This window comes from Rhizobium binxianense (assembly GCF_028994275.1).
In the GTDB taxonomy this organism is placed as follows: Bacteria; Pseudomonadota; Alphaproteobacteria; order Rhizobiales; family Rhizobiaceae; genus Rhizobium; species Rhizobium binxianense.
Window position 1 is genome coordinate 2,638,751 of sequence record NZ_CP118713.1, and the last position, 24,391, is coordinate 2,663,141.

Here is a 24,391-nt window from a genome sequence, read left to right on the forward strand (position 1 = left end):
AGATTAAGCCGGCTGAAAAGGTGAAACTCCGCTGGGATCGACCGGACGTCTGCACTTCAACGCCGTCCGCGTGCTACGAAGCGAGCACTGGCGAAATCACCGTTCTGCTTTTCACCGGGGCCGTACGTCAGAGTGCTTCCCTGTAACGTCGCCACTGATCCGCCAGCAACTCGAAGAACGGCGTCACCCGCAGCAGTGTCCCACTGCATCAATGGAAAGAAGCACGGGTAATAATCGGCGGCTCCCTCAGCAAGCTTGCAAAACTCGACCGAGGACCCCGCCCTTGCGACGCCATGGTGCCCAAGGTCAGCTAAAAAATCCTGAGTAAACTGCGAAGTTCGAGATTTGCTCAGGACGCATACTGGAACATCCGTTGAGGACCGGGCTTTGATGACAGACCTCGAAACGATGTTGAACGAGTGATCCAACTCGATATTCTCCGCACCGTCACTCCCGCCAATATAGGCATCGCGGTGAGCGGGCGCGTATCCGTAGCCACCCTAAAGGTTGCCCAGCGACTGTGTTCCGCAAATCGCCCCGTAGCGATTTTCACCCCTTGCAGCCAACGGAAATCCCCGGAACACTTTATCCACAAGCCGCTCGCGGCAATAACCCGATCAATCAAGATCCAACTGGCCGGAAGCTCTGGCCGGAACGGTATCGCATTTGCAGCTGGATTGAATTTAATGGCCGCTTACGACCTTTGCCGCCTCTCGCGCTACAGCAAACCGGACTTCAAGACAGAGAAGTACGAAAAGCCTGGTCCCAATCACTTCGTTCGCCCCAACCTTTTCGCTCGCCCGGTCTTCGTCGGACCGGATGCGGCGATCGAAATCGACGGCGATGCTGTCCAGGCATATATCAACGGTGTTCCATCCGCGCCCGGAGGCCAGTTGGCCCAGCTGATTGACCGTTACAGAGAGCGGATCGTTGGCGCGGCGTCGACCTTCATCGATAACTGCGCGCAGAAGATCGTGATCGCCGGCACATGGCATCACATCGACTTCAGTTCGGCCCCAAGATTCGAAGGCTGCTTGACCCACATCGTTGCAAAAGACGGCTCGGTGACAACGAAGCTGTATGAAGAGCGCGTGTTCGAATGGGACGAAACGCCTTATCGAGCCGGTTATGGCTTTACAACGTTGATGTATGGCGAACTGGCCGAATTTGCTGATGACCTGAACAGAATGGCCGACTATGAGGTCTGCAAGACGCGAGGACGTTACATGGGCGCAAGCGGCCTTGGCGCGGTCGGGGGAATGATTTGGTCCACCGATGACACGGTGCGGACTCCCGTGCTCTACTCCGCAGCCACGTGCACCTCGGAGGTAGAATTCGAGCTTGACGAGGAAGAGGAAGAATATCTCGCAGTCCAGCCGATCATCGGCGACGGCACCCTGGCGACAGCGATCGCCTCTAAGCTGGATGACCTGAACGAGCCAGGCTGGTTTCGCGGAAAGGATGTAGACAGGTCGTCACACCGACCGCGAAAGCTCAAGCTTTCGGAGGCTCAGGATGCGATCGACGCCATCGGTTATTGGGTCCAGGTCCGCTCCGGCGAAGCCGAAACGAAATCCGAGTTTCGCCTGTTTGGCGGCGTGTCGGAGTGGAAGCACGAGGTGCTGGAAAAGACAGCCGAAGCGGATGCCGACGAATATCTCGGCAACCTTTATGCGAGCGACTGGATATACGACCCCAGACACCGAGAACCGGATCGTGAAATACGTCTTCTGGCTCTGGGGCCGCTTCCCACCCTCTCCTCCCAGCCTCTTTGAGGCCGACGGTTTCCGCGGTGGCGGGAAGATCGCATTTCGCTGTCCTACGTCACCGCCCCGAACTATTTTGAGATTCCCTTTCGAGGGGCTTGAGAGTCGCGAAAATTCAGATGACCATGGATATATCAACCCGTTGGGACAGCGTCCCAACCCAAGGAAACCAGATATCCATGCATTACCAACCTGTTCGCCGGAACGCGGAGGCTATCGGTCTCTGCGAATTCTATACGGCCGACTGCGTCGAAGTACTGCCCGAAATCCCGAATGGCTCGATCGACCTCATCGTTACAAGTCCACCTTACAACGTTGGCAAGCCGTATGAAACGCGCTCGGCGCTGGACACTTACGTCGACTTTCAGACGACGGTCATCAACGAATGCTTTCGCGTCCTAAGAGCAAACGGTTCGATCTGCTGGCAAGTCGGAAACTGGGTCGATGCCTCTGAAATCATACCGCTCGACAGCATCTTCATTCCCATCTTCCGCCGCCTCGGCATGAAAATCAGAAGCAGGGTGGTCTGGACCTTCGGTCACGGGCTGCACTGCACGAAGCGGTTCTCCGGGCGACATGAAACCATTGTCTGGGCAACGAAGTCCGACCGCTACCATTTCGATTTGGATAGCGTTCGCGTCCCTCAGAAATACCCCAACAAGCGCCACTATAAAGGCCCGAACATAGGTCAACTCAGCGGGCACCCGCTTGGGAAGAACCCGAGTGACGTGTGGGAAATATCCAATGTGAAGAACCGCCATCCCGAAAAGACCAGTCATCCGTGTCAGTTCCCAGAAGAGCTCGTCGAGCGCCTTGTCCTGGGTCTGTCCAAACCAGATCAGACGGTTCTCGATCCATTCGCGGGATCGGGCACCGTCGGCGCGGTGTGTAATCGGCTTGACCGGAGATCGGTCCTCATCGAGCGTTCGCCGGAATATGTCGACATCATACGCGATCGTCTCGGCGAATCGAAACCGCAAGCTCGCACGCAGGTCAGCGGCGAAATAGCTCTGGATCCGACCATCGGCGATCTGTTCTTGGTCGATCAAACATCAACGGCAAATCCGGGATCGAACCCTGTCCCCTCGCCCGGATATCCTCTGGCGTTCGAGACTATCCTCGTCGAGCCGACCATGTAGTCGTTTCGATGGTGAATGTGCCCATGCACCCACAATGCCGGTGCCGTCTCGCAAATGAGATATTCCAAATCCGACGCGTAGCAGGCCGAAAGCGGATCGTGGCGAAACCAGCTGGCGACGGAACGCGGCGAAGGCGCGTGGTGGGTCACGACAACCGTCGTTTGACCGACGCGTTTCCGTAGTTCCGTTGCGATGAACTCCTTCGTCTCGACGTGCTTGCGATAGGCGTCTATCGGCTTGAACCTCTGAAAAGGCAACTTCGACAGTTTGATCTTCTTGTAGTCGTTCATCCCGCTTCGCGCATACGACATAGCGACCTCAGGATTACGGCCAAACAACCGAAAATCGGACCACAAAGTACCACCGACGAAAGCAACGCCGTCTATTTCCACCGCAGCGTTTTCGAGGAAATGAAGGTTATGAAAGCCAGACACCTGCTCGACCTCGCGCAAACTTTCGGTGATAGCTGAACTGTAGAACTCGTGATTGCCCGCGACGAACACGACCGGGATTCTCCGAGCGACGTTCTCGGTGAGCCACCTTATGCTAGGGGTAATGCCTCGCGTCAGAACGTCGCCCGCGCACACCGCCACGTCAACGTCCTTCGGCGGATCGGTTTTGAACGGAACACCGAATTCGAGATGCAGGTCGGAAAACGCCCAAATTTTCATTCTGTCACCATGGGATTACGCCTGCGCAGCCAGGCGGCGCACGGGCCGCCTGGCTGTGCTCTGGCCACCACCGCAAGGAATGGACATCCTTCAGTCCTTGAACTCACATCCGAGCTCCCTAGAGACGAAAATCCTGCCAAACTCCATGCTCATCTGGATGGAAAGAGGGTCCAACTCCAGAAACAGGGCGCGTCTGCCTTCCTCCGCGGAGAGCCATCCGTCGCCCAGCCGCCATCGTTTTGCGAAGAGTTCAGACAACAAGAGCCGACTTCGGCCTTGCAGGAAAACCAAGGCGTCATGTCTCGTCGCATCGTGGTGTGCGTACCGCTTTGCAAAGTCCACCAACCCAGCCGCCTCTTTGGCGGGCATCTCCGCAATGTCTTTGATTTTCGCCGCGATATCCTCGGGCACGCTCGATATCGCAGCATCAAGCGCTTCGATGAAGCGCTTGTCCCCCGTGAAATTCATTCCGGCCTCGTAAGGGCTGTCGCGCCAGAGGATTGTTTCCGCAGCCGCTGTCCAGCTACGATCCGAAATCAATCCCAAGCTCTGAAATGCTGGGAATGCCTCCGTCCCCAAGTAGGCCGGAGGGCATCCATACCCGGCCCGGATGTTCGCTCGCGGAAGCCCCGACGATCGTTTTCCGAGGCCCGTTCGACCACGCCCCCGATATCTCAGTAGCCCCGACTGGCCAGCCGCCCAAACCACAGCTGTGGCTATGTCGTCCCATCGCGGAAGTATCGCTGGCAATACGGGATCGGAGACGGGCCGCGCACCGCCGTCGACAATCGTGGCCTGGCCCAGCATCGCCATAGCTCGGCAAGCTACCCCGTACGCAGCGATAGAGCGATGTTCCCAGTCACCGTTCGTAGCGCGCAGAAGCGTGAACCGGAAGAACTCGATTGCCGGGACTGTCCAGTCGGTCGAAGTCCGGGGATGCCTTTCGGTCCGCTTGCCAACAATGATCCGGCGGCCCAGCGGCTGAAACCCGATCTCGTCGAGCGTCTCCCCCAGCGAACCCGGCAAAGCAGTCTGTACTTTCTCGCCTTCCGCTGACGACCGCGATCGTTTTGCCATGATATCCGCCCTTCCCTAGAACAATGCGGTGGAGCCAGGCTTCCCGCGGGTCAGACTTCGATCACGAAACCTCGGTCGAATTGCCGATAGCATTCTTCTCGGGGATACCCTCTCGGGTTGGCGATCACTCGCGTGTCGTTGACCGTGTAATCGACGAAGTGATGGACGTGCCCGTGTATCCAAAGAATTGGACCGCCAGGTGCCATCAGGTCATAGAGGTTCGATGCGAACGCTGTCGTCAGCAGGTCGGTCCGATATTTTTCTTCGACCGAGAGCATGCTGGGAGCATGATGTGTCACGAAGACAACTCTCCGATCTCGATATTTCGCAAGCACACTCTCCAGAAAACGGCGGCTTTCGTGGTGGATTTTCAACGAGTGTATCGGTTTGAAGCGCTGCGACGGTTCATCACCGAAGGCAATGAGCCGGAAATCGTTCATCGCGTCGGTGGCGTTTTGCATTCCCTTTTGCGACCAGTCCGGTCCAAACAGATCGAAATCCGTCCAGAGCGTTGCGCCGGCGAAAACAACCCCGTTGATTTCCACGCAGCCGTTCTCGAGATAGTAGAGGTCTCCCCTTGCATCGTAGCGGGTTGCGGCGATGTGGCCCTGCACGATCCCGCTGTGATAGAACTCGTGGTTGCCGGCTACGAAAACGACTGGCATGTGGGTGGCGATGCGGTCGTCGAGCCAACGAAGGCTCGGCACGACACCCCGAGTGAAAATATCGCCAGCGACGACGCAGACGTCGGCTTCCGGAATATCGAGTTTGCCAAGCTCGCTCATGTCCAGGTGGAGATCGGACAAAATCCATAGCTTCATCAGTTTACCCTCTCCAGTCGCGGTTGCCGCGCGCCTACGTCGTCGTGTTTCTCCTGCGCGATTTCCGTCGCGGCGACGACCACATAGTCTGCCGACTTCAAGAACTCCGAGACCTCCGTTCCGGTCATCGTTTTACGAACGGTGAGCTCTGCCGCGAGTGCCTCGATCGCCGGCCGATTTTCAGCGATCATCTTTCGCGTCTCGCGCATCCGGGATGCCAACAATCGGTCCACGCGCGCCCACAAGTGCGGGCTTTTCAACCGTAACCTCGAAAGCTCGTTGTAATCGTACGGGCTGTGCTCGACGACTAGCGTCTCACCGAAACCGAGGACGCCCTCGACAAGGGTGGCCAGATACGTCGCCTTATTGATATCCGCATCCGGATGGCCGGACGCGCCATCGCCATGCTCGCCCACGAGCTCGATCTCTGCGGCCACTCCCGCCAAAGCGACACATATGTCCCTGTGATAGGTTCGAGCGGTGCGGCGGAGGCCGTCGTTTTCGAGGCGGACGGTTCCCAAGTCGAAGCCTTGACCAGCGTCCACGCGATAGCGGTCGGCGATCCTGATCGTTTCGATGGTTCGGCCGAAAGCTAGGGCGACAATCGCATGTCCGACCTCGTGGATCGACAGGATTGCCAGTCGGTCAGGAGGAACGATCTGCGTCTCCGGCAGGCATGCTAGTAAATCGTCGACAACAACCGCCCGGTTCAAGCCTCTTGCTCGACGCCGGCTTGCTCTCGCCAGCTGCTCCAGCTCCGCGCCTGACATCCCTTCCGTCTCGTCAATCAATCGCGTCTCTTGCGAACTCGGGATGACCGCCGGGATGTACTGCCGCAAGATGGCAAGCCGGGCCGCTGCGTCCGGAAGCGTAAGTGCGATGTGCCGATCAAACCTCCCTGGTCGAAGGACCGCGGGGTCTATCATTTCGGGATGATTCGTGGTGCCGATAACGATAACACCCGATCTCTGGGCCGCTCCGTCCAGGCACTCGAGAAAACCGTTTACGACCTGGCGGGTATAAGTCCGCGAGTGGCTATCCTCGATCGCCCGCGACTCGAAGCTGTCGAGCTCATCGACGAGCAATATGGCCGGTGCTGCGGCTTTCGCCATTTCGAAGGCTTCGCGCATCGCGGCAAGCATCTCCCCTTGATGCCCTGCGCTTTGCCATCGCGCGTAGGAGCCGTGGATCAGGGGCACGCCGCAAGTGGTCGCGAGGGTCTCGGCGAACCGAGTCTTCCCGACACCGGATGGACCGGACAGTAACAGTCCTGGCTCGACGTCCGTCCACGCGATCTCGCCACGTCGATAGCGAGAAAGGTCGCGGGCTAATTCAAGACCCCAAAGCTTGGCCTGCCCGTAACCATGGAGTTCCTCCAGGAGGATCGACTTCGTTCTCTTTGCCGCGGCTTGTCGCTTCTCATCCATTTCCCTCAACAGTCGCAGGGACCGCTCGACCGGCCTCCCGCTCCGAAACGCCACCAAGACATCGTCAAGCGGTTGTTTGGTGATGAATTGTGCGTCTGTAAACGAGACCTTGGTTGCGAACGCTTGGTGAATCGCGGCCTTCACAATGCGTGGGTCAAGCTCGTCGACGACATGGTACACGTCCGCGAATTCTCGGATTTGAAAGGGGACCTGCTTCTCGTCCCTGAATATCAATACGAGCGCTCTGGGCTCCTGAGCCCTTGCCAACAGGGCTCGTTGCTTTTTCGGTTCCGTGATCTGTTCCACGACCGCATTGCGGCCGCCCGGGAAACTCCCGGTTTTCGCTTTACTGTGCAGGAAGGCTTCGCAAGCCGCCTCGATAGCGTCCGCAAATCCTTCGATCGCGACAACGATGGTTGCCAGGAATTTGGTATCCGCCTGATCGCTCCACGGCCTGAGAAGTCGATTGACGATACAGAGCGCCAAGGCGTGCTTTAATGTCGGCAAGCGTTCAACTCCTTTGACGCACGGCAATGCGCTCCGAAACGCATCGGTTGCTAAGAGGTAATCCAGCGATCGAAATTATGGACCCCACACCGCGTAATGCGGCGGCCGGGCGGCCGATCGCTATATTTGCGGATTGGCAGGTGTGCCGAGGCGATACCATCGCGACATTGTTCGAGCGATCCTGTGGTCGGGATCGAAGTAGAAAAGCTCAGACGAAATGGACGCGTGGCCGTCGATGATTTTGGGATGGCCAAACGCGCTTCCTAGAAGACACGGGACCTCTCGCCTACTGACTTTCCATCCGTCGATCATCACCGGAATGCTCGACGGGTGCGGAAAGTCTTTTGCCGACAAATCCGCGACGAGAGACTGAAGCTTCGCGACCAATGCCTGGCGATCGTCGCCGAGGAAGATACCGTTCTGGGTCGCTCTCATGTTTATCTCCGTAATCCAGATTGCGAACTTACGAGAATCGCCTCTCGATCCCGCCCGGTCGACGTCTTTGATTACATCTTTATTAACGTATTTCAAGTCATTTAAAACGTATTTTACGTCTTTTTTGACTTACCTCGCGATAACCCGTTTCTGCAGGTAATGACGACTTTGTTGACAGGCGATCTGATACGAGCCGCGCGAGCGCTCATTGGGATGAATCAAGTGGATCTCGCCAAGAAGGCGGGTATCACCCAGAAGGCGTTGAGCGATTTCGAATTAGGAAAACAGCAGATCACGGCAAGAGCAAACGAGAAGCTCCGCCGTGTTTTCGATGAACAGAAAATCCAGTTTATCGCGGCGAACGTCGAATCCAGCCAACTCGAAGGGGCCGGCGTGCGGTGGAAACCGTCGAAGCCCAACTCCGGCATAAAGACGATTTAGCCCTCTTGACCACAATCAGGCCGACTGACCGCAAATAGAGGCGATAACACATGGGGCAACGGTAGCCCAATGCGCGCTCTTGATTCACTCCAAGCAATTCGCTGTACGCTAGTCGCTTGGCGAGGTCTGCCGAGTTAAACCGCTACCGGCGCTTCGATCGCAGGATGCGGGTCGTATCCGACTACTTCGAAATCTTCTATCTTGTAATCGTCGATGCTAGCGGGCTTGCGGGTCAGCTTCAGCGTTGGGAACGGTCTGGGCTCCCGTGATAGCAGCGTCTCGGCCATCTCCATATGATCGAGGTAAAGATGCACATCGCCGCCGACCCAAATGAGTTCCGATGGCGTCATGTCCACTTGCTGGGCAACCATGGCCAACAGCGCCGCCTGCTGGCAGATGTTGAACGGATTTCCCAGTCCAATATCGCAGGACCGCTGATTGACCATCAGCGAAAGCTTCGGGGGTTCTTCCCGCCTCAAGCCGGACGCATAAAACTGATACGTCATGTGGCACGGCGGCAAAGCCATCTTACCGAGCTCAGGCACATTCCAGGCGTGGAACAGCATTCGTCGACTACTGGGGTTTGTCTTCAGGGTGGCGATGACTTCGGCCACCTGATCGTATTCCTTGCCGTCAGCACCGAGCCAACGTCGCCATTGCTTCCCGTAAACGGGACCGAGGTCTCCCCACTTCGAGGCGAACTCATCGTCTGCGACGATGCTCGCCTCAAAATCCTCTTGTGAAATTTCCTCGCCGGTTGCTTTCCGATATGCCGCCAGCGGCCAGTCTGTCCAAATCCGGACGTTCTCCCGCAGAAGCGACTGGATATTCGTCTGCCCGGTCAGGAACCACAGCATCTCCTTCACCGCGGTTTTCCAGAAAACGCGCTTCGTGGTGTAAACTGGGAACGCGCCGCCTGACATATCAAACCGCATCATGGCTCCGACCGTCGAAAGGGTGCCCGTCCCCGTGCGGTCCATGCGGCGATCACCGTATTTGACGAGGTGCCTGATCAAATCGAGATATTGGGTCTCGGGATGTTGGCTCATACGCGATATCCAATAAGGTTTATAGTGGGGCTTAATTGACTGCGGCTAATGGTACCGGTACCATTCCAACAAACAATTTAACTGTTTTATTCCAAGAGGTTCGTACCACGGTACTGATTAACATCGCGGAAAATGGTAGCACGCCGAGGAAGATGTCGGCCGAGCGCTGATAGAGTTGGCAGGAGAGCTTGCCGTCGGCCACGTAGAACTGGAACAGGCAATGACAGGGCGGCAGCGCCATCTCGTCCACTTCGGCCGGATTCCAGGCCGAGACGATATGGCGGCGCGAATTCGGATTGTTGACGATGCCTTTGACGAGATTGGCGATCTGGTCGATATGGCCCCCGTCCGGTGCCGGCCAGGAACGCCACTGGGCGCCGTAGACCGGCCCGAGATCGCCGTTTTCATCGGCCCATTCGTCCCAGATCGAAACGCCGTTTTCCTTGAGATAGCGGATATTCGTCTCGCCCTTCAGGAACCACAAAAGCTCGTGAATGATCGAGCGCAGATGCAGCTTTTTCGTGGTCAGCACGGGAAAGCCTTCTTGGAGGTCGAAGCGCATCTGATAGCCGAAGACCGAGCGCGTGCCGGTGCCGGTGCGGTCGCCCCGGTCGGAGCCCTTTTCCATCACATGGGCGAGGAGATCGAGATATTGCTTCATGTCGCTGATTCCGTTTCGGCTAATTTAAGCCTCCAGCCACAGGAAACCAATCACCGGCAGGCATTTTCCCAATGTTTCTGATGGTGCGCATAACGCTTTTATGACGTTTGCCCTTTCCTTGGGCTGAGGAAACCACTATATCAGCCTTGCCGGCTTTCGGGCCGGCTATGGCGATAAATGAGCGGTGTAATAAACCTATTGGACCCGGGGGCGGTACCCGGCGCCTCCACCAAAAACCGGCGGCCTTAAAGGCCGGCTTTTGATGGGGGCGAAACAGGATCGACAAGGGTGTAAAGATCGTCTTTTTGCTCGGCATTGTACCGCCGTTATCGGGCTAAAATTGTAGTTGCAAACGACAACTATGCGGAAGCTCGTCTCGCTGCTTAATCGCGGTGTGACACTTCAATCAAAGTCCTAGTGGTTCGCACCTCTAGGCGGGGTCCGAAGGCACCTGGCAACAGAAGCCTTCACCTTCTCCCTGCCGCCGAAATCATGTATGCTGCTGAAAAACGTGACTCGGCTCCGGTCTTTCCCAAGGCGCCCGGACGTGGCATATAACCGTGTGAAAAGACTTCCGAACCGACGAAAGACAGGAAAAGCATGGGGCAGGATCATATCCGCTACGACATTCTGGCACAGGATGCACTTCGCGGCGTCATCCGCAAGGTTTTGGCGGAAGTCGGAGCGACGGGCCGTCTGCCCGGCGATCATCACTTCTTCATCACCTTCCTCACGGGTGCTGCCGGCGTGCGCATCTCCCAGCATCTGAAGTCGAAATATCCCGAGCAGATGACCATCGTCATTCAGCATCAGTTCTGGGACCTGAAGATCACCGAAACGCATTTCGAGATCGGCCTTTCCTTCTCGGACGTTCCGGAAAAGCTGGTGATCCCGTTCAATGCGATCCGCGGCTTCTACGATCCCTCGGTCAATTTCGAGCTCGAATTCGACGTGCCGCTCGCCGATGGCGAAGAGCTGCCGTCCGGTGAAATCACCGCCTATCCTGTCGATGCGGCCGCAAAGCCCGATGACGCAGCGGGCGCAAAACCCGCCGACGGCGAAGAGAAGAAGCCGGGCTCGGTCGTCTCGCTCGACTCCTTCCGCAAGAAGCAGTGATTTGAAGGGGAGGGCAAGCCTCCCTTTTTCATAGGGAATTCAGGCAACCGCATGAGCGCCGAAATCATCAATCTGCGCCAGTTCCGCAAAAAGCAGGCCCGCTCCGAAAAGGAGAAGAAGGCCGAGCAGAACCGCATTTCCTTCGGCCGCACCAAGGCTGAAAAGCAGCTGACCCGCAGCCTGAACGACAAGGCCGACAAGGCTCATCGCGACGGCCGGATCGAGACGGATGACGACGGCGCGTGAGGGTTTCGCCGACTGCTTGAAGAGCCGGAATGGAGTCTGCGATCAACCACTTGCACGGTCGCCTTGAATCGATCTTTGAGTCCGATCGAAACGCGAAACAGTCCTTCATGATCCGCAAGCATTCGGCGACACTGCACGGCCATCGCACCAGTTTCTCGCTGGAGGATGAGTTCTGGGACGAGTTGAAGACGATCGCCGCAGGCCGTTCGATGCCGCTTGCCACCCTGATTTCCGAAATCGACGACCACCGTCCTGCCGACAGCAACCTGTCCTCGGCTCTGCGGCTCCATGTCCTCGCCTGGGTAAAGGCCGACGGCCGGTCTTGACAGCCGCCTGGCTTATTGCGCCTGAACACCCGGCAACTGGTCGAAGTTGAGTTGGCCCGGCTGGGCCTGCTCGGCGCGCCGCGCCGCCTCTGCTTCCGCGGCGGCTCTCGCTTGCGCTTCAGCCTTCGCCTTGGCTTCCGCCTCGGCCGCGGCCTTTTGTTCGGCCGCTGCCTGCGCCAATGCGCGCAGCCGCTCTTCCTCCGCCTGTCGTTGTCGCTCGATTTCGGCCGCCTTGACTCGCTCGGCGTCGTTGAACCGGTAGAGCGACACCTCGCGGCGCAGCCGCTGCTTTTCGAGCACGATCGCCTGCAGCCGCTCGACGCGCCGCCGCTCGCGCTCGAAGGCGCGCAGCGACAGATAGCTGGTGATATCGGTCACATCCATCGTCTTGCCGGGCGACGGCAGCATGCCGGAAAAATTCAGCCTGAGCGCCGGTTCGGCGCCGGAAAGCGCCTCCGTGCGGGGATTGAGCCCAACGCCCAGCGTGGCGCTGATCCGCTCCTCCGGCAGCACGATCTGCGCATCGGCGGTGATGCGGGCGAGATCGTTGGCGACGGTGACATTCTGCACGCGCAGTGTCCCGTCGGTGATATTGAACGGGATGCCGAGCGGCGGCAGCTTCGCCTCGCCATTGCTGAGCAGTGTCTCGACGATCGGATGCACCTTGCCGGCGTTGATCTGCTCCTGCATCGTATCGGTCGCGGCAAGCAGCGGCGCAAGGATGGCAAGGTTCAGCCCGCGTATGCTGGTATCGCCGAGCCTCAGTTCGCCAGAACCGTTAAGCGAGCTGGCGATTTCGCCGACCGTCTTGCCCGAAGCCTCCATCGAAAGCGACAGGCCGAACTTGCCGTTGGCAATCGGTGCGCCGTCACGCAGCCAGACGACGCCGGCAAGATCGGAATCGGCAAGCGCAAGCTTCGTCTGCAGGAAACCGGTGCCGTCGGCATTGGTGAACAGCAGATTGCCGGAGAGCTTTCCGCCGTCCCAGTTGCCGGCCATATCGTTGAGCTGCAGCTCGTCGCCCTTATAGGCGACGTTGCTGGTGAAGTCGGACACCGCCGTTTCCGGCAGGCCGGGCCAGAACTGCTTGGCCGTCAGTTTCACGTTGACGTCAAGGTCCTTGAAGACCGGCAGCCCGAGGGGCGCCGTCGTCAGCGCGCCATTGGCGGGATCGACGATCTGGCCGAACACCGCCTCGCCAAGCCAGCCGGCATCCGCCTTGGAGAGTGTCAGCTCGCCGCTGGCGGTCGTTTTCGCAGCCTTCCGGTCGAAGCTCAGTGCGCCTGAAAAGTCGTTGTCGGCGGCATGGCCCTTGAGATCGGAAAAGACGATCTTGTCGCTATCGACGCGGGCATTGACCTGCAGACCGAACGGCAGCCCGGTTCCCGTCTGCGGCAGGGCGATCCCGTTCATGATGAGATAGGGGTCGATATCGGCACTGTCGAGCGAAAGCGCGATCTTGCCGTTCATGAAAGTCTCCGGCCGGACATCGACCTTGCCATTGGCGGTGAACGAGGTCCGGTCGGTGGCAAAGGTCAACGCAGCATCGGCGGGATCGTTGTCCGATGCCTTTACCTTCAGCGTCAGGCGGCCGTTGGCGCCGACATCGACCGGCAGCGGGTCGAGCCCGGCCTGGCCGAACAGGATTGATGGCACGGCATTTTCGAGCGTCGCCTCGAGGCTCGTGGTACCGTTACCGGTCAGCGCCAGGAGGTCGGACATGCGGTAATCGAGATTGACGCGGCTGCCGTTCGACACGCCGGCAAGCGTCACCGTCAACGCATTGCCCTCGTCGCCGCCGAGCGTCAATGCGCCGCGCAGCGCCGTATTGCCGTACCAACCCGCATTGCGCACCAACCGATCGAGCACCGGATGATGCGGCAGATGCTCGCGCAGCATGGTGAAAAAGCCGCCGGGATCGGCCGATTTGAAGGTGATCTCACCCGCACCCTTGTAGTCGAGCAGCGAGCCTTCCGCCCTGCCCGTTGCCGTCAGTTCGGCGCCTGCGATATTCTTGATCGACAGCCGGTCGACGGCCAGCGCCCCATCGGCGATAGTGAAGGTGGTCTCGACATTCTCGGCCTCGACGCCGAAGGCCGTGAATTTGTCTGCCTTGAGCTGGGCGGCGATCTTGTGGTCGAGCACGTTGTCGCCGGCATCCTGCCCGGTCATAAGCCCGCTCAGCGCCTGCAGCGCGTCGAGATCGAGCGTATCGCCGTTCAGCGCCACCGACAGGGTCGGGGTCTGGCCGGAGATCGCCTGCCGCTCCAGCCGGCCCTTCAGCGTCGCCGGTCCGATGGCAATCTCGAGATTTTCGAAACGCTGCAATTCATGCGTCAGGCTGACATTGGCGGAAAAACCGGCCTGCCGCAATTGGCGGATGGCGGGATCGACCGAGCCGGCAAGCCAGGAGGCAAGCCCGGTCGGCTGGCTGGAGGCTACCACGATCTGGCCATTGAACGAGGGCTCGCCCTTGAGCAGGAGCTTACCCTTGCCTTCGACCTGGGTGCGTCCCGGCAGCGTACCGGTAGCACTGTCGATCATCCAGCCGGTACCGGCCGGCTCCAACTCCAGCTGGACGTCGCGCAGCGTCGTATCGCCGGCGACGATCGCCGGCAGCTTGACGCTCGCCTTGCCCGGCACCTGCGGGATCGGCACCTGCCCGATGACATCGATCAGTGAACTCAGCCGCTGGCGTGCCGAAACCGCCGGATCGCGCGTCGTCTTGCCGGCCGCGCCCTGATTGCCGAGGCGGTTGACGTCGATCTGCTGCCCGTCGGCAGTCAACAGGAATTCCGGCGCATTGCCGGTATCGAGCGTCGCTTCTCCCGTTATGACATAGGGATCGTCGGTCGGGCCGATCTCCATCCGGTATTCGGGAATCCGGATGCGCTCGTTGGTGAGCTCGAAGCGGCCCTTGACGCGGGGCGGCTGCTCGTTCTTGTTGGCGGGCCTGGCGCTGTTGCGGGTCTCGATCGCGGCCGAAAGCTGGCCCTGATAGTTCGGCTTGCTGTCGACGAGCTTCAGCTCGCCGTCGAGATCGACGCTGACGGGGTGCTTGTCCGGCGAAAGCTTCGTGCGCATGCGCAGCACGCCCTTCTCGTCCGGCTGGCTGCTGGAGATCGAGAAGCTGCCATGCTCGCCGTCGAGCGCCGCATCGCCCTCGATGCGCCAGGGGCCGGCCAGCGACTTGGCCGACATTTCCGCATTGAGGCCAGTGATGCGGCGTGAGCGGCCCGACTGGTCGTCGATGAACTCGACTTCGCCGCCATTGACATGCACGTTTTCGAGAACGACGGTTTTCGCCGGTATTTCGGCGCGGCTGCCGCGCATCCAGTCGAGCGTGCCGTCCTTGAGCAATCTCAGGCGCACCTTCGGATTGACGACGCGCATGTCGAAGATCAGCGCCTCACCCGACAGGAAGGGCGCGAGCTCCGCATCCATGGAGAATTGCTCGACCTTGACGATCGGCGTGCCGTCCGCTTCCTGGCCGACGCGAACGTCATGCAGCGTCACCGACGGAAACGGCAGCAGGCGCGCATCCACCGTGCCGAAGACGGTGACTTTCTTACCGATGATACGGCTCGCCTGATCCTCGAAATTCTTGCGGAAGTCCGTCCAGTCGATGAATAGCGGCGCAAGCAGTGCCATAAACAGCACTACGACGATCACTCCCCCCAGAAAGACGAGGAACCGGCCTACCAATGCAAGGAGTCTCCATTCGGGATTCTGTTGCCGACACTAGAACATGATGCCGAAAAGTGTGCGGGGTTTTCGGACGACATCATGCTCTAACTCTTTAATTGAGAACAGGATTCGGATTTATGCCCGACCAGCCTAAATCCGAATCCTGTTCTAGCGCTATTCATGCCGGGGGCAAGGCCCAACTTCATGAGAATATTCCGCTTTCAGCCACGGTGGAAAATCTTGCCGGGATTGAAGATATCGTCCGGATCGAGCGCCTGTTTCACCTGTCGCATCAAATCCACGGCGCCCCCGAGCTCCTGTTCCAGAAACGCCATCTTGCCTTGCCCGATCCCGTGTTCGCCGGTGCATGTCCCGTCCATGTCGAGCGCCCGCCGGTTGAGCCGCTGCACGAAGCTCTCGGCCATGGCGATGTCTTCGGCGCGTTTGTCGTCGAACAACAGCAGCACATGGAAGTTCCCGTCGCCGGCATGGCCGACGATCGGTCCCAGCAGCCCGTGCGCCTCGATATCCGCCTGCGTTTCGGAAACGCAATCGGCAAGCCTCGATATCGGAACACACACATCAGTCGAAAGTGCGGCAAGCCCGGGCGCCAGCGCCCTTGCGGCCCAATAGGCATCGTGGCGCGCCTTCCACAGCCTCGTCCGCTCCTCGGCATTGGCGGTCCAGAGGAATTCGCCGCCGCCACATTCCGCCGCGATCTCGCCAAAGGCTGCCGATTGTAGCGGCACCGTCTCGTCGGTGCCGTGGAATTCGAGGAAGAGCGTTGGGCTTTCGGCATAGGAAAGCTTGGAATAGGCATTGCAGGCCCGCATCTGCACCGTATCGAGCAGTTCGATGCGCGCCACCGGAATGCCCATCTGGATCGTCATGATGACGGCATCGCAAGCGGCCTTGATGCTCGGAAAGGCGCAGGCCCCGCCGGCGATCTTCTGCGGGATCGCCTGTAGGCGCAGCGTCACCGAGGTCAGAATGCCAAGTGTGCCCTCGGCGCCGACGAAGAGCCGGGTCAGATCGTAGCCGGCCGAGGATTTGCGGGCGCGCCGGGCCGTGCGGATCTCCTCGCTATTGGCGGTAACCACTGTGAGGCCAAGGACATTGTCCTTCATCGTCCCATAGCGCACGGCATTGGTCCCGGAGGCCCGCGTCGAGGCCATGCCGCCGATCGAAGCATTGGCGCCGGGATCGATCGGGAAGAACAGGCCGGTATCGCGCAGATGGATGTTCAGCGCCTCGCGTGTGACACCCGGCTCAACGGTGCAGTCGAGATCTTCTGGATTGACCTCGAGCACCCGGTTCATGCGGCTGAAATCGATTGCGATGCCGCCGTTCGGCGCATTGACCTGGCCCTCCAGCGAGGTGCCGACACCGAAGCCGATCACCGGCACCTTGTGGGCAGCGCAGGCCTTGACCGCCGCCTTCACGTCCTCGGCGCTCTCGGCAAAGAGCACCCCGTCCGGCAGCTGCGGCGGGATATAGGTGGTCGTGTGGGCATGCTGTTCGCGGAAGGACTGGCCGGTCTGGAAGCACTCGCCGAAGCTCTGCTTGAGAATGCCGAGCACGGCAGTGATACCCGCCTCGTTGCGTGTGCCGGCCTTTGCGTCCTTCAGCGCCATCCCTTCGATCTCCCTGCCATTCCGCAGAAACCACATCATGTCCCGCAGGCTACAGCGCCGCGCATCCTTTCAGACGCGCAAAGGACGCTGTAGAACTTTAAAATTGCTGGATAATTTCATCCTTAAATCGATTCCGGTTTAAGGAATTATGCAGCAGGCTGGGTATGCGGCAAGTCAAAGCGGCTGTCCAGTTAAGATTGGCAGAAGATTTCATTCCCCCTTTGTTGTAAACCGGTCGCTATACACAGCTCCGCCGTCCCCGGCACCTCAGACGATCGGCGGGTTGAGCCGCGCAAAACCCTCCTGCCGCCGATAGGGGAAATAGGGATAGGGCGCCGTCACAGTGCTGACGGCGTCGAGCCTCTCGATCTCATCCTTCGACAGGCTCCAGCCGACCGCGCCAAGATTCTGCCTGAGCTGCGCCTCGTTGCGGGCGCCGATGATGACGCTCGATACCGTCGGCCGGCCGAGCAGCCAGTTGATGGCGATCTGCGGCACCGTCCGGCCGGTCTCGGTTGCGATGGCGTCCAGCACCTCGACAATGTCAAACAGCTTCTCATCGTCGACAGGCGGACCGTATTGCGCCGTCTGGTGCAGCCGGCTTGCCTCCGGCAGCGGCTGGCCGCGGCGGATCTTGCCGGTCAGCCGTCCCCAGGCAAGCGGGCTCCAGACGAGGGCGCCGACACCCTGGTCGGCGCCGAGCGGCATCAGCTCCCACTCGTAATCGCGCCCCGCCAGCGAATAATAGACCTGATGGGCGACGTAACGCGGATAGCCCCGGCGCTCGGCCGCGGCGAGCGACTTCATCAGCTCCCAGCCGGCGAAATTGGAAACGCCGACATAGCGGATCTTGCCTGCCGTAACGAGCCCGGCGAGCGTCGACAGCACTTCTTCCACCGGCGTCGAGGCATCGAAAGCATGAAGTTGCAGGAGGTCGATATAGTCGGTTCCGAGCCGGCGCAAGGCAGCCTCGATGGCGCGGATCAGCCGCGCCCGCGACGCTCCCCAATCCTGCGGCCCCTCGCCCATCGGCAGCGCCGTCTTCGTCGAGATCAGCACGGCATCGCGCCGGCCGCGGATCGCCTGGCCGAGCACCTCCTCGGAAGCGCCGCCCGAATAGACGTCGGCCGTATCGAACAGATTGACGCCCGCTTCCAGGCAGATGTCGACCAGCCGCCGCGCCTCTTCGGCATCGGTATTGCCCCAGGCGCCGAATAGCGGGCCGCTGCCGCCGAATGTGCCGGCGCCGAAGCTTAAAACCGGCACCCTGAGGCCGGATGCACCGAGATTTCTGTATTCCATGGATTTGTCTCCTTCGGTTTCCCATCAGATAGACCTTGGTTGCCTGGTGATATAGATTGCCTGTCAGCACTTCATCTGTGACCTGAATTCATCATGAGCCGTCAGGACATCAACCGCTCCGGCGAAATGGAAGTTTTCGTCAGCGTCGTCGAGCGCGGCGGCTTTTCGGCTGCCGCAAGCGCCCGGCGCATGACGCCGTCGGCGGTCAGCAAGCTCGTCGCCCGGCTGGAGACGCGCCTCGGCGCCCGCCTCGTCAACCGCTCGACCCGCAGGTTGCAGCTGACGCCGGAAGGCTGCGCCTTCTATGAGCGCAGCATCGCCATCCTGGCCGATATCGCCGAGGCCGAACGCCACGCCTCGACCGGCGAAGAAGCCGCCGGCCGCATCCGCATCAACACCAGCGGCTCCTTCGGCAACCATGTGCTGGCGCCGCTCGTGCCGGCCTTCATGGCGCTTCATCCCGCCGTGACGCTGGATATTTCTCATACCGACAGGATCGTCGACCTGATGGAGGAGCGCGCCGACGTCGCGATCCGCACCGGCCCGTTGAAGAGTTCCAGCCTGATCGCCCGCAAGCTCGGCGCCACCGGCAAGATCATCGTCGCGTCGCCGGATTATCTCAAGCGTCACGGCGAACCGCTGGCGGTGGCCGATCTACGCCGCCATTGCCGCATCGGCTTTTCCTATGCCCGGGCCGTCGAAGGCTGGCCGCTGCGCGAAGACTGCGAAACGGTGACGATCCCGATCACCCCTGGCGTCCAGGTGGGAGACGGCGAAGCCATGCGGCATCTCGCACTATCCGGCGCCGGACTTGCCCGCCTCGCGGCCTTCACCGTGCGCGCCGACATCGATGCAGGCCGCCTCGTGCCGGTGCTCGAAGAGGCCAATCCCGGTGATCGCGAAGAATTCTACGCCCTCCATATGGGCCAGGGCGGCCCGCTGCCGGCGCGCGTGCGCGCCCTGCTCGATTTCCTCGTCAGCCACGTGCGTCTCTAATAGATACAATGACTTAAAGCGACCGTTTGAATCAAATTCGCATTCCCGGGCGCTACGACGTCAGATTTTGCAATTGACCCTGCGCCTCGCACCTACCTATACAAAACCCGCGCCGGCCGGCCCTTGCAGCCGGCCTCTCCTAGTCATGCCGGAGCTTCCTCCCATCTTCAGCCTCAGGGCTTGGCACCGGCCGGGAAAGATACGGGGATCATGTCATTCAGCGACGCACGCCGCCTGCTGCGCGATGCCGGCCTGCCGAAATGGGCGCTGCTGCTGGCGCTTTCTATAGCGCTTGTTGTCTTCCTCGAACTTTTCGCTCTGCCCGCCTCGCTGCTGATCGGGCCGATGGCTGCGGCCATCCTGCTGGCGCTGACGGTCGGCAAGGGAAAGCTTCGCATTCCCAGCTGGCCGCTGCAGTTCGGCCAGGTCCTCGTCGGCCTGATGATGGCGCGCACCATCACTCCCGACATTCTCGGCACCATGGCGAAGGACGCGCCGCTCTTCCTGCTGTTCATCTTCTCGGTCATCGCCGTCGCCACCGGCCTCGGCTGGCTGCTGACGCGCTGGCAGGTTCTGCCGGGAACGACCGCCGTCTGGGGCTCTTCGCCGGGCGGTGCTTCGGCCATGGTCATCATGTCGGAGGCCTATGGCGCCGATGCCCGCCTCGTCGCCTTCATGCAATATCTGCGCGTCGTCTTCGTCGCTGTCGGCGCCTCGGTGATCTCGCGCCTTTGGGTGGCCGCCGACGGCGCCGCGCCGCCGCCACTCATCCTCTTCCCCGAAGTAGACTGGCCGGCCTTTACGGCGACCATGGCCTTTGCGGCCATTTGTGCCTATGGCGTCCGGCGCCTGCGCATCCAGGGCGGCACGATCATCGCGCCGCTCTTTCTCGGCGCCTTCCTGCAGGGCACGGGCCTCCTGAAGATCGAGCTGCCGATGTGGCTGCTCGCCATCGCCTATGCGCTTGTCGGCTGGAGCATCGGCCTGCGTTTCACCCGCTCGACCCTCAAGCACGTGGCGCGCGCCCTGCCGCGGGTGTCCGCCTGCATCGTGTTGCTGATGGCGCTCTGCGGCTGCATGGCGGCAGCACTGCATGTCTTCGCTGGCATCGATCCGCTGACGGCCTATCTCGCGACCAGCCCCGGCGGCGCCGATTCCGTCGCCATCATCGCCGCCTCCAGCGATGTCGACGTACCCTTCGTCATGGCGATGCAGACCGGCCGCTTTCTTGTCATTCTGATGATCGGCCCGACGCTCGCCCGCTTCATCGCCCGCCGCTCCGGCCTTGCGGAGAACCCGGCCTAAAACGCCGCACATCCGGCGTTGTGCGCCAACGCTACCCACTGGCCTGGCGTCATGCCGTAGGCCTTCTTGAAATGCCGGTTGAGGTGGCTCTGGTCGGCAAAGCCGGTGGCCGCCGCCGCGTCCGAAATCCCCTCGCCCGCGCCGATCATCGCCCGTGCCTGCTGCAGTCGCCGCATCAGGAGGTAGCGGTGCGGGCTGGTGGCGAAGGCCGCCCGAAAGTGCCGCGACAGCGCGAAACGATCGAGCCCCGTCACCGCCTCTAGTTCCAGGGAACGCACCGCCCGCGTTGCGTGCGCTTCGAGATAATCCCGCGCCGCCCGCGCCTGCCGCCAGGCGACGCCTCCGAGAGACCGGCGCGGCAGGTGCGCATGCCGTGACAGCCCGCCGGTCACCTGGCTAACAAAATCGTCGACGAAAAGCTCGTCCAGCTCGCGATCGAGTTCGCCGAGTGCGGCAAGCAGCACACCCGCCAGCGCCGGATCGCCGATCACGGGATCTTCGACGAAAGGCAGGCCGACACCGTCCGCCTCCAGGCATTCGAGAAGCAGCGACGGCTCGAGATAGAGCATCCGGTATTGCAGACCGTCCTCGGTCCCCGCCCCGCCATCGTGCTCCTCATCGGGATGCAGCACGATCACCTGCCCGGGCAGGCTGAAACGCCGCTCGCCGCGATAGCGGAAGGTCTGCACGCCCTTCAGCGTCACGCCGAGCGCATAGGTATCATGCCGGTGCGGTTCGAAGGCATTGCCCGAGAACTGCGCCCCGATGCGCTCGATGCCGGGAAAGGCCGGCGCCGTCATGATGCCGTTGCCGGATCGCACCACGCACAAACGTTCAAGACCTTCGAAGACTTGCGGATGTAGATCCTGGCTCAAACTCCATGTCCCGTTGAGAGGTGAAAGACCATCCGATGTTTGATACCAAAATTGCCGTCGTCCTGCGAAACAATCTTGCCGGTTGGCAGAAGCTGAACGTCACCGCCTTCCTGATGACCGGCGTCGCCGGCGGCCATCCCGAAATCATCGGCGAACCCTACAAGGACCGCGTCGGCAATCTCTACAATCCGCTGTCGATCCAGCCGATCATCGTGCTTTCCGCCGACGATGCGACGATGTCGGCCATCCACCGCCGCGCGCTGGAGCGCGCTGTCACCGCTTCGCTGTTCATCGAGGAGATGTTTGCAACCGGCCACGACACCGCCAACCGCGCCGTCTTTGCCGAATATGCGCCCGAAGACGCCAAGGTCGTCGGCATTGCGCTACGCGCCGAAAAGAGAATCGTCGACAAGATCACCAAGGGCGCAACGTTGCAGCACTGACGTAACGTTGGGCCGGGCAATAACCCGGCCTCAGAATGCCGACGAACTCGGACTCTTACGGCATGCTCGGGCTTGTCCCGCGCATCTGCAGTTGGTGCAGCAGATCCTCGGTACCAGGCAGCACAACGCAGCACAAGGCCGAGGATGACGTCACGTGAAGAACAAGCTCTGTCAACAAATAGAGGCCGGGTAATGACCCGGCCTTCCTGTTGTCTTGAAAAGCCTAGGATCAGCCCTGCGTGATCGGAGCGATCTGGATCTCGACGCGGCGGTTCTGCGCGCGGCCGGCCTCGCTCGCATTGGAGGCAACCGGCTGCGACGGGCCGAAGCCGACGGCGGAGACGCGGCGCTGGTCGATGCCCTGACCGCCGAGATAATCGGCAACCGAAAGCGCGCGGCGCTGCGACAGATCCTGATTGTGCTGCAGGCTGCCGGTCGAATCCGTATGGCCATTGACGTCGATCAGCGTGCGATTGAACTTGCGCAGCACGATCGCCACCGAATTCAGCGTCGGATAGAAGCCCGGCTTCACCGCATCCTGGTCGACGTCGAAGGTAATATTCGAGGGCATGTTGAGGATGATGTTGTCGCCGTTGCGGGTCACCGAAATGCCGGTGCCTTCGAGCTGGGCGCGAAGCTCGGATTCCTGCTGGTCCATGTAGTTGCCGATCGCACCACCGGCGAGTGCGCCGACGCCGGCGCCGATCAGCGCTGCATTGCGCTTGCCGTGGCCGCCGCCGCCGACAGCCACGCCGACGAGAGCACCGCCGAGGGCGCCAAGTGCCGCACCACCCGCCGTATTGGAAACCTTCTGTTCACCGGTATAGGGATCGGTCGTCGTGCAGGCGCTGAGATAGCTTGCGGCAACAGCCAGAAGTACGAATTTCTTGATCATGGACAGGACGGTCTCCGTTCAAAGCTGATGCGAGCAAATGGCAAGGATTGCGGCAAGAAAATGAAGATGCACTCTTGATAGGGGAATTTCAGGCGCCGAAACAGAAGCCATGTTGCGGGAATGCGCAGATATCACCAGTTTTGGCAACTCGACCAAGCTTATGGGCAGCAAGCACAACGATAAGTCGTCATGGTGAGGAACGGCCCGCGGAGCGGAGCAAATCGATCCGGTGAGTCGATTGCAGCGACAAACGCAGCCGTCTCGAACGACGAGGGCGGATGACTGGTGACTGCGGGCTACATGCCGATATCACCTGGGCGCCGGTGGCCGGCCCCGTCCTTCTAGGCCCTTGCGGGGCTCAGGATAGGGCCGGAGGTTGCGGCTCGCCAAACGGAAGACGCAGCTGCAAGGCACAACAATTAGAAATTCTGGAACAGCTGCCTGACCGTGTCGTAGGTCGCATTGGCGATGTTCAGCGATTGCAGCCCGAGCTGCTGCTGCGTCTGCAACGCTTTGAGCTTGCTGGACTCCTCCTCCATGTCGGCATCGACGAGCCGGCCGATGCCGGCGGTGTTGTTGTCGTGCAGCTTGGTGGCGAAGTCGTTCTGCAGGTTGATGCGTTTTTCCAATGCGCCGAAGGCCGAGCCGACCGTCGTCAGCTGCGACAGCGCGGCGTCGACGACGCTGATCATTTCGCTGACCTGGCCCTCCGTCGTGCTTGACGAGAGCGAGATCACCACTTGGCCCGTGGTCGTGCCGTTCTTGCTCGTCATCAGCACGTAGTTCTGCGAGGCGCCGAGTTCGGTGGCGAAATGGTCCGAGGTCAGCACGCCGTATTCGCCCGTACCGGTCGCGCGATCGTCGATCAGGTAACGCGCATCCTTGGAGGACGTGGCACCGACCGGGGTCGTGTCGATGTGGTAGCTCAGCATGCCCACAGAGACCGTGCCATCGGCGTTGCGGATGAAGGAGGCCGGGATCTGGCGCGGCTGCGTCGGCGTCGCGTCGTTGTTGAGGATCACCCAATTGTCGCTGTTGAAGGTCGCCGATTCCGACACGCTGCGCAGCTGCTCCTGCAGCTGGCTGATCTCTTCGTTGATCTTGTTCTTGTCGACCCCGTCTTCGGTCGCGGCAACCAGCTTGGCCTTGATCTCGGAGACGACGTCGATGACGTTCTGAACGCCGGTATAGGCCGTTCCCATCGTCGCCGCGGCCATGCCGAGCGCATCCTGGACCGCCGATATCGCCTTGTTGTCGGTTCGCGCCGTGGTGGCGACCGACCAGTAGACGGCATTGTCGCTGGCTTTTGCAACACGCATACCGGTCGTGACGTGGTTTTGCGTGACCGTCATGTTCCGATTGATATCGCGCAGCACATGAAGCGCCGCGTCCACGGAAACGCGCTGATAAATACTCACAGGAACCAGACTCCAAAAACACAACAGACGCAAACTGTACAAAAATGAACCGTGCCGCGCGGACGCTCATGTCCGGGGTCGCTGGCGCTCCAGCGCTGCGGCCTTCAAGAAACGAAGAAGACCAGTCGGTGTCTGGGACGATCATTGCCGTTTA

At 60.6% G+C, this 24,391-nt stretch carries 22 protein-coding genes, 1 other RNA gene and 1 pseudogene; 10 read left to right on the plus strand and 14 right to left on the minus strand.

Going from position 1 to position 24,391, the window contains the following annotated elements:
* Positions 1 to 56: 56 nt before the first annotated feature.
* Complete coding sequence (locus PO860_RS22335) at positions 57 to 428, minus strand: inositol monophosphatase family protein (protein WP_430523279.1); 372 nt, start codon at positions 426 to 428, stop codon at positions 57 to 59.
* On the opposite strand from PO860_RS22335, the gene PO860_RS13100 reads away from it, so the two are divergent.
* Both PO860_RS13100 and PO860_RS13105 read left to right on the plus strand, forming a co-directional pair.
* Positions 420 to 1,775, plus strand: a complete 1,356-nt coding sequence (locus PO860_RS13100; protein ID WP_275037866.1) for a type 1 periplasmic-binding domain-containing protein — start codon at positions 420 to 422, stop codon at positions 1,773 to 1,775. The two genes, PO860_RS22335 and PO860_RS13100, sit on opposite strands and share 9 nt — an antisense overlap.
* 110 nt (positions 1,776 to 1,885) lie before the next feature.
* Positions 1,886 to 2,905 (plus strand): DNA-methyltransferase, encoded by a 1,020-nt coding sequence (locus PO860_RS13105; RefSeq protein WP_275037867.1) that lies wholly within the window; start codon positions 1,886 to 1,888, stop codon positions 2,903 to 2,905.
* Here PO860_RS13105 and PO860_RS13110 read toward each other — a convergent pair.
* From PO860_RS13110 to PO860_RS13130, 5 genes are all read right to left on the minus strand, one after another.
* Entirely contained in the window at positions 2,812 to 3,576 is a 765-nt protein-coding gene (locus PO860_RS13110; RefSeq protein ID WP_275037868.1) for a metallophosphoesterase, read from the minus strand. The genes PO860_RS13105 and PO860_RS13110 overlap by 94 nt on opposite strands.
* Positions 3,577 to 3,666: 90 nt before the next feature.
* Positions 3,667 to 4,653, minus strand: coding sequence for a hypothetical protein (locus tag PO860_RS13115; RefSeq protein WP_275037869.1), 987 nt, complete (start codon positions 4,651 to 4,653; stop codon positions 3,667 to 3,669).
* A gap of 50 nt (positions 4,654 to 4,703) precedes the next feature.
* The gene (locus PO860_RS13120) at positions 4,704 to 5,474 is read right to left on the minus strand and encodes a metallophosphoesterase (protein ID WP_275037870.1); all 771 of its coding nucleotides are present in this window, start codon (positions 5,472 to 5,474) and stop codon (positions 4,704 to 4,706) included.
* Complete coding sequence (locus PO860_RS13125) at positions 5,474 to 7,408, minus strand: AAA family ATPase (protein ID WP_275037871.1); 1,935 nt, start codon at positions 7,406 to 7,408, stop codon at positions 5,474 to 5,476. Before PO860_RS13125 ends, PO860_RS13120 begins: the two co-directional genes overlap by 1 nt.
* A gap of 120 nt (positions 7,409 to 7,528) precedes the next feature.
* Positions 7,529 to 7,843 (minus strand): hypothetical protein, encoded by a 315-nt coding sequence (locus PO860_RS13130; RefSeq protein WP_275037872.1) that lies wholly within the window; start codon positions 7,841 to 7,843, stop codon positions 7,529 to 7,531.
* A gap of 222 nt (positions 7,844 to 8,065) precedes the next feature.
* Here PO860_RS13130 and PO860_RS13135 point away from each other — a divergent pair, with 222 nt between their 5' ends.
* Entirely contained in the window at positions 8,066 to 8,284 is a 219-nt protein-coding gene (locus PO860_RS13135; RefSeq protein ID WP_164740451.1) for a helix-turn-helix domain-containing protein, read from the plus strand.
* A gap of 134 nt (positions 8,285 to 8,418) precedes the next feature.
* On the opposite strand, the gene thyA is transcribed toward PO860_RS13135, so the two are convergent.
* Positions 8,419 to 9,333, minus strand: coding sequence for a thymidylate synthase (gene thyA / locus PO860_RS13140; RefSeq protein ID WP_126908060.1), 915 nt, complete (start codon positions 9,331 to 9,333; stop codon positions 8,419 to 8,421).
* Between the two features lie 127 nt (positions 9,334 to 9,460).
* Positions 9,461 to 9,994: pseudogene (locus PO860_RS13145) on the minus strand (thymidylate synthase); the annotation flags it as partial.
* Positions 9,995 to 10,103: 109 nt separating this feature from the next.
* Between PO860_RS13145 and ssrA the strand changes: the two are divergent.
* The 4 genes from ssrA (at position 10,104) to PO860_RS13165 (ending at position 11,682) form a co-directional block, all read left to right on the plus strand.
* Positions 10,104 to 10,466: a transfer-messenger RNA gene (gene ssrA, locus PO860_RS13150) on the plus strand.
* A gap of 128 nt (positions 10,467 to 10,594) precedes the next feature.
* On the plus strand, positions 10,595 to 11,110 hold the full coding sequence (locus PO860_RS13155) for an SspB family protein (protein WP_047610856.1): 516 nt from the start codon (positions 10,595 to 10,597) through the stop codon (positions 11,108 to 11,110).
* Positions 11,111 to 11,161: 51 nt separating this feature from the next.
* The gene (locus tag PO860_RS13160; RefSeq protein ID WP_275037873.1) at positions 11,162 to 11,356 is read left to right on the plus strand and encodes a DUF4169 family protein; all 195 of its coding nucleotides are present in this window, start codon (positions 11,162 to 11,164) and stop codon (positions 11,354 to 11,356) included.
* A gap of 107 nt (positions 11,357 to 11,463) precedes the next feature.
* On the plus strand, positions 11,464 to 11,682 hold the full coding sequence (locus PO860_RS13165) for a ribbon-helix-helix domain-containing protein (protein ID WP_183608235.1): 219 nt from the start codon (positions 11,464 to 11,466) through the stop codon (positions 11,680 to 11,682).
* Between the two features lie 12 nt (positions 11,683 to 11,694).
* On the opposite strand, the gene PO860_RS13170 is transcribed toward PO860_RS13165, so the two are convergent.
* The 3 genes from PO860_RS13170 to PO860_RS13180 form a co-directional block, all read right to left on the minus strand.
* Positions 11,695 to 15,387 carry an AsmA family protein gene (locus PO860_RS13170; protein ID WP_183608234.1) on the minus strand — a complete coding sequence of 1,231 codons (3,693 nt, stop codon included), beginning with the start codon at positions 15,385 to 15,387 and terminating at the stop codon, positions 11,695 to 11,697.
* Positions 15,388 to 15,590: 203 nt separating this feature from the next.
* A complete protein-coding gene (locus PO860_RS13175) occupies positions 15,591 to 17,003 on the minus strand; it encodes an FAD-binding oxidoreductase (RefSeq protein WP_273881095.1) in 1,413 nt (470 codons plus the stop codon).
* Positions 17,004 to 17,270: 267 nt separating this feature from the next.
* A complete protein-coding gene (locus PO860_RS13180; protein ID WP_183608232.1) occupies positions 17,271 to 18,305 on the minus strand; it encodes an aldo/keto reductase in 1,035 nt (344 codons plus the stop codon).
* A 93-nt stretch (positions 18,306 to 18,398) separates the two neighbouring features.
* Here PO860_RS13180 and PO860_RS13185 point away from each other — a divergent pair, with 93 nt between their 5' ends.
* Together PO860_RS13185 and PO860_RS13190 are read left to right on the plus strand one after the other, a co-directional pair.
* Positions 18,399 to 19,301: a LysR family transcriptional regulator gene (locus PO860_RS13185; RefSeq protein ID WP_183608231.1), complete on the plus strand. Its 903-nt coding sequence runs from the start codon at positions 18,399 to 18,401 to the stop codon at positions 19,299 to 19,301.
* Positions 19,302 to 19,511: 210 nt separating this feature from the next.
* On the plus strand, positions 19,512 to 20,606 hold the full coding sequence (locus tag PO860_RS13190; RefSeq protein ID WP_273884227.1) for an AbrB family transcriptional regulator: 1,095 nt from the start codon (positions 19,512 to 19,514) through the stop codon (positions 20,604 to 20,606).
* On the opposite strand, the gene PO860_RS13195 is transcribed toward PO860_RS13190, so the two are convergent.
* Complete coding sequence (locus PO860_RS13195; protein ID WP_272782130.1) at positions 20,603 to 21,481, minus strand: AraC family transcriptional regulator; 879 nt, start codon at positions 21,479 to 21,481, stop codon at positions 20,603 to 20,605. The genes PO860_RS13190 and PO860_RS13195 overlap by 4 nt on opposite strands.
* Positions 21,482 to 21,516: 35 nt before the next feature.
* On the opposite strand from PO860_RS13195, the gene PO860_RS13200 reads away from it, so the two are divergent.
* Positions 21,517 to 21,924: a DUF2000 family protein gene (locus PO860_RS13200; RefSeq protein ID WP_183608228.1), complete on the plus strand. Its 408-nt coding sequence runs from the start codon at positions 21,517 to 21,519 to the stop codon at positions 21,922 to 21,924.
* Between the two features lie 229 nt (positions 21,925 to 22,153).
* Here the strand turns inward: PO860_RS13200 and PO860_RS13205 are convergent, their stop codons facing one another.
* Positions 22,154 to 22,819 carry a YiaD family glycine zipper/OmpA-like lipoprotein gene (locus PO860_RS13205; RefSeq protein ID WP_049733608.1) on the minus strand — a complete coding sequence of 222 codons (666 nt, stop codon included), beginning with the start codon at positions 22,817 to 22,819 and terminating at the stop codon, positions 22,154 to 22,156.
* 419 nt (positions 22,820 to 23,238) lie between these two features.
* Positions 23,239 to 24,237, minus strand: a complete 999-nt coding sequence (locus tag PO860_RS13210; RefSeq protein WP_273881102.1) for a flagellin N-terminal helical domain-containing protein — start codon at positions 24,235 to 24,237, stop codon at positions 23,239 to 23,241.
* Between the last annotated feature and the right edge of the window lie 154 nt (positions 24,238 to 24,391).